We start from the raw sequence: 5,275 nt of genomic DNA, 5'->3' as shown, positions 1-5,275 counted from the left end.
GTGTGGTGGTGGTTTGAGAACTCAAGAGTGTGTTTGTACTACTTTTTGTCTAATGATTGCCAGTTTGACTGTCGCCTTGATGCTTGTTTGGTGTTGGGGTCCATGAGAGTGGTTAATGATGGTCAGGGTTTTTGTGCGAACCTCTTTCCTTATTAGAGGTTCTGTCAATTGTTTTTTTGAGAGTCATCTGTCGATGCTCTTTCATGAAATTTTTTTGTGGAGGGTTCGATTCTGGCTCAGGATGAACGCTGGCGGCGTGCTTAACACATGCAAGTCGAACGGGATCCCGAAGCTTGCTTTGGGTGAGAGTGGCGAACGGGTGAGTAATGCGTGACCGACCTGCCCTGTACTCTGGAATAGCTCCTGGAAACGGGTGGTAATGCCGGATGTTCCACATGAGTGCATGCGATTGTGGGAAAGATTTTATCGGTATGGGATGGGGTCGCGTCCTATCAGCTTGTTGGTGGGGTAATGGCCTACCAAGGCTTCGACGGGTAGCCGGCCTGAGAGGGCGACCGGCCACATTGGGACTGAGATACGGCCCAGACTCCTACGGGAGGCAGCAGTGGGGAATATTGCACAATGGGCGCAAGCCTGATGCAGCGACGCCGCGTGAGGGATGGAGGCCTTCGGGTTGTAAACCTCTTTTATCAGGGAGCAAGCGTAAGTGAGTTTACCTGTTGAATAAGCACCGGCTAACTACGTGCCAGCAGCCGCGGTAATACGTAGGGTGCAAGCGTTATCCGGAATTATTGGGCGTAAAGAGCTCGTAGGCGGTTCGTCGCGTCTGGTGTGAAAGTCCATCGCTTAACGGTGGATCTGCGCCGGGTACGGGCGGGCTAGAGTGCGGTAGGGGAGACTGGAATTCCCGGTGTAACGGTGGAATGTGTAGATATCGGGAAGAACACCAATGGCGAAGGCAGGTCTCTGGGCCGTTACTGACGCTGAGGAGCGAAAGCGTGGGGAGCGAACAGGATTAGATACCCTGGTAGTCCACGCCGTAAACGGTGGACGCTGGATGTGGGGCCCATTCCACGGGTTCCGTGTCGGAGCTAACGCGTTAAGCGTCCCGCCTGGGGAGTACGGCCGCAAGGCTAAAACTCAAAGAAATTGACGGGGGCCCGCACAAGCGGCGGAGCATGCGGATTAATTCGATGCAACGCGAAGAACCTTACCTGGGCTTGACATGTTCCCGACGACATCAGAGATGGTGTTTCCCTTCGGGGCGGGTTCACAGGTGGTGCATGGTCGTCGTCAGCTCGTGTCGTGAGATGTTGGGTTAAGTCCCGCAACGAGCGCAACCCTCGCCCCGTGTTGCCAGCATGTAATGATGGGAACTCACGGGGGACCGCCGGGGTTAACTCGGAGGAAGGTGGGGATGACGTCAGATCATCATGCCCCTTACGTCCAGGGCTTCACGCATGCTACAATGGCCGGTACAGCGGGATGCGACATAGTGATATGGAGCGGATCCCTGAAAACCGGTCTCAGTTCGGATTGGAGTCTGCAACTCGACTCCATGAAGGCGGAGTCGCTAGTAATCGCGGATCAGCAACGCCGCGGTGAATGCGTTCCCGGGCCTTGTACACACCGCCCGTCAAGTCATGAAAGTGGGCAGCACCCGAAGCCGGTGGCCTAACCTCTTTGAGGATGGAGCCGTCTAAGGTGAGGCTCGTGATTGGGACTAAGTCGTAACAAGGTAGCCGTACCGGAAGGTGCGGCTGGATCACCTCCTTTCTACGGAGAATTCAAGTCAGTGTTTGCTGACTGGTGTGTGCCCCAGTTCCATGGATAGTCCATGGTTGGTTGGGGTTGCTGGTGTGGAAAAGATCATTAGTTGTGGTATAGACATGCTTTTGGGTTCCCGGACTGTCACCCCAAGGATTGGTTTCTTTGGTGCGGTCCTGCCTGCCTACTGCATTGCTTGGAATGGTTGTTTTGAGTGGTGTGGTTGGTGTGGTGTGGTGGTTTGAGAACTGGATAGTGGACGCGAGCAATAGCAGTTTTTTTACTGTTGTTGTTGTGATTTCGCCGGACTTCATTTGTTTTGGAGTCTGGTGTTGTTTGATCGTTTTGTGATCATTTAGTGTGATGATTTGTTGTCAGCGGATTTGCTAGTGGTGCTTGTGGTGCCGCATGCTGTTGTGGTGTGTGGTTGCTTGCAAGGGCGTATGGTGGATGCCTTGGCAGACAGTACCGATGAAGGACGTGTGAGGCTGCGATATGCCTCGGGGAGCCGCCAACAGGGCTTTGATCCGAGGATTTCCGAATGGGGGAACCTGGCCATTGTTATGGGTGGTCACCGCTTATTGAGCGGGGGGTACGCAGGGAAGTGAAACATCTCAGTACCTGTAGGAAAGGATATTCCGTGAGTAGTGGCGAGCGAAAGCGGAGGAGACTAAACCGCATGCGTGTGATAGGTGCCGACTGTTGCGTGTGTGGTGTTGTGGGAGCATGTGTCCAAGTGTCGGTGGGCTTGGCATGAGTGATAAAACCGCGTGTGAGGCGAACGGGATTGAATTCCCGGCCGTAGAGGGTGATGGCCCCGTAGCTGTAGGCGCGCTGGTCTCGTGATTGTGTTTCCCAAGTAGCACGGGACTCGTGGAATTCCGTGTGAATCTGCCCCGACCGTGGGGTAAGTCTAGATATACCTGTCTGACCGATAGTGTACCAGTACCGTGAGGGAAAGGTGAAAAGCACCCCGGGAGGGGAGTGAAATAGTTCCTGAAACCGTGCGCTTACAATCCGTCGGAGCCTTTAGGGGTGACGGCGTGCCTATCGAAAAATGAGTCTGCGAGTCAGTGGCATGTGGCGAGCATAACCCGTGTGGGGTATGCGTAGCGAAGGCGAGTCTTAAAAGGCGTTTGAGTCGCGTGTCCTGGACCCGAAGCGGGATGATCTAGCCCTGAGCAGGTTGAAGCGCGGGTAAGACCGTGTGGAGGACCGGACCCACCTGGGTTGAAAACCGGGGGGATGACTTGGGGTTAGGGGTGAAAGGCCAATCAAATTCCGTGATAGCTGGTTCTCTCCGAAATGCATTTAGGTGCAGCGTCGGGTGAGTACTTCCGGGGGGTAGAGCTACTGGATGCTTGCGGGCCCGTACTGGGTACCAACAGCAACCAAACTCCGAATACCCGTGAAGCGTATCCCGGCAGTGAGTCGGCGGGGGATAAGCTCCGTCGTCAAAAGGGAAACAGCCCAGATCGTCGTCTAAGGTCCCTAAGCGCGTGCTAAGTGGGAAAGGATGTGGAGTCGCATAGACAGCCAGGAGGTTGGCTCAGAAGCAGCCACCCTTGAAAGAGTGCGTAACAGCTCACTGGTCTAGTGGTTCCGCGCCGACAATGTAGCGGGGCTCAAGCACGCCGCCGAAGACGCGGCAGTATTTTTGATACTGGGTAGGAGAGCGTCCTGCACGGGGCGAAGCGGTAGTGGAAACTGACCGTGGACTGTGTGGGAGTGAGAATGCAGACATGAGTAGCGAAAGCGGGGTGAAGATCCCCGCCGCTGGATGACCAAGGGTTCCAGGGCCACGTTCATCGTCCCTGGGTGAGTCGGGTCCTAAGGCGAGGCCGACAGGCGTAGTCGAATGGATGAACGGGTTGATATTCCCGTACCGGTTCTTAACCGTCCAAACTGAATCGATGAGTACTAACCTCCGTGTTGCTTTGATCCAGCTTTCGGGTTGGTGATGGGTTTCATGTTGGGACTGTAGTCGTAGTAGGTCAGCACAGGAGTGACGCAGGAGGGTAGCCGACCGCGGAGGTGGTTTTCCGTGGTTAAGCGTGTGGCCCGCATCCTAGGTAAATCCGGGATGCATGAGGGTGAGGCGCGATGATGGGAGCCTTAACGGCTCGAATTCGGTGATCCCATGCTGCCAAGAAAAGCTTCGGTGTGAGGTTGGGTTCCGCCCGTACCCCAAACCGACACTGGTGGTCAGGTAGAGAATACTAAAGCGATCGAGCGAATCCTGGTCAAGGAACTCGGCAAATTACTCCCGTGCCTTCGGTATAAGGGAGACCCTTGAACGTGAAGTGCTTTACGTGTGGAGCGTTTGGGGGTGGCACAGGCCAGGGGGTAGCGACTGTTTACCAAAAACACAGGAGCGTGCGAAGGCGCAAGCCGCTGTATACGCTCTGACGCCTGCCCGGTGCCGGAAGGTTAAGAGGATCCGTCAGCCTCACGGTGAAGCGGTGAATTTAAGCCCCGGTAAACGGCGGTGGTAACTATAACCATCCTAAGGTAGCGAAATTCCTTGTCGGGTAAGTTCCGACCTGCACGAATGGCGTAACGACTTCCCCACTGTCTCGACCAGGAGCTCGGCGAAATTGCAGTACGAGTAAAGATGCTCGTTAAGCGCAGAAGGACGAAAAGACCCCGGGACCTTTACTATACCTTGGTATTGGCATTAGGCGCGGATTGTGTAGCATAGGCGGGAGACTGTGAAGCGTGGGCGCCAGCTCATGTGGAGTCTTAGGTGAAATACCGCTCTGTTCTCGTTTGATGTCTAACCACGACAAGTTATCCTTGTCTGGGACAGTGCCTGGCGGGTAGTTTAACTGGGGCGGTTGCCTCCCAAAGAGTAACGGAGGCGCTCAAAGGTTCCCTCAGCCCGGTTGGCAATCGGGTGTTGAGTGTAAGTGCACAAGGGAGCTTGACTGTGAGACTGACGGGTCGAGCAGGGACGAAAGTCGGAACTAGTGATCCGGTGCCGGTGTACGGACGCGGCATCGCTCAACGGATAAAAGGTACCCCGGGGATAACAGGCTGATCATTCCCAAGAGTCCATATCGACGGGATGGTTTGGCACCTCGATGTCGGCTCGTCGCATCCTGGGGCTGGAGCAGGTCCCAAGGGTTCGGCTGTTCGCCGATTAAAGCGGCACGCGAGCTGGGTTCAGAACGTCGTGAGACAGTTTGGTCTCTATCCTCTGCGCTCGTTGGAATCTTGAGGAGTCCTGCCCATAGTACGAGAGGACCTGGGTGGACGAACCTCTGGTATGCCAGTTATCCTGCCAAGGGTACGGCTGGTTAGCTACGTTCGGAAGGGATAACCGCTGAAAGCATCTAAGCGGGAAGCCTTCTCCAAGATAAGGATTCCGTAACACCTTTGAGTGTTTGAAGACTCCATGGAGAACACGTGGTTGATAGGCCGGACGTGGAAGCCCTGTAAGGGGTGGAGCTGACCGGTACTAATAGTCAAACAGCAATCATATAAACCCTCATTAGAGGGTTCACTCAAGCATGACTACTCTTCTGCTGACAAGAATGAACACTAC

General features: G+C 54.9%; 2 rRNA genes. Both read left to right on the top strand.

Features of this window, described 5'->3' with window-relative positions:
- Nucleotides 1–213: 213 nt before the first annotated feature.
- A 16S ribosomal RNA gene (locus D2E25_RS10405) occupies nucleotides 214–1,737 on the top strand.
- Nucleotides 1,738–2,151: 414 nt separating this feature from the next.
- Nucleotides 2,152–5,212, top strand: a 23S ribosomal RNA gene (locus D2E25_RS10395).
- Together the 16S and 23S rRNA genes form the textbook arrangement of a ribosomal RNA operon.
- Nucleotides 5,213–5,275: the final 63 nt, after the last annotated feature.

This window comes from Bifidobacterium goeldii, assembly GCF_003951095.1.
In the GTDB taxonomy this organism is placed as follows: domain Bacteria; phylum Actinomycetota; class Actinomycetes; order Actinomycetales; family Bifidobacteriaceae; genus Bifidobacterium; species Bifidobacterium goeldii.
The sequence above is the reverse complement of the archived record's forward strand: the minus strand, read 5'-3'. Positions and strand labels throughout refer to the sequence as shown.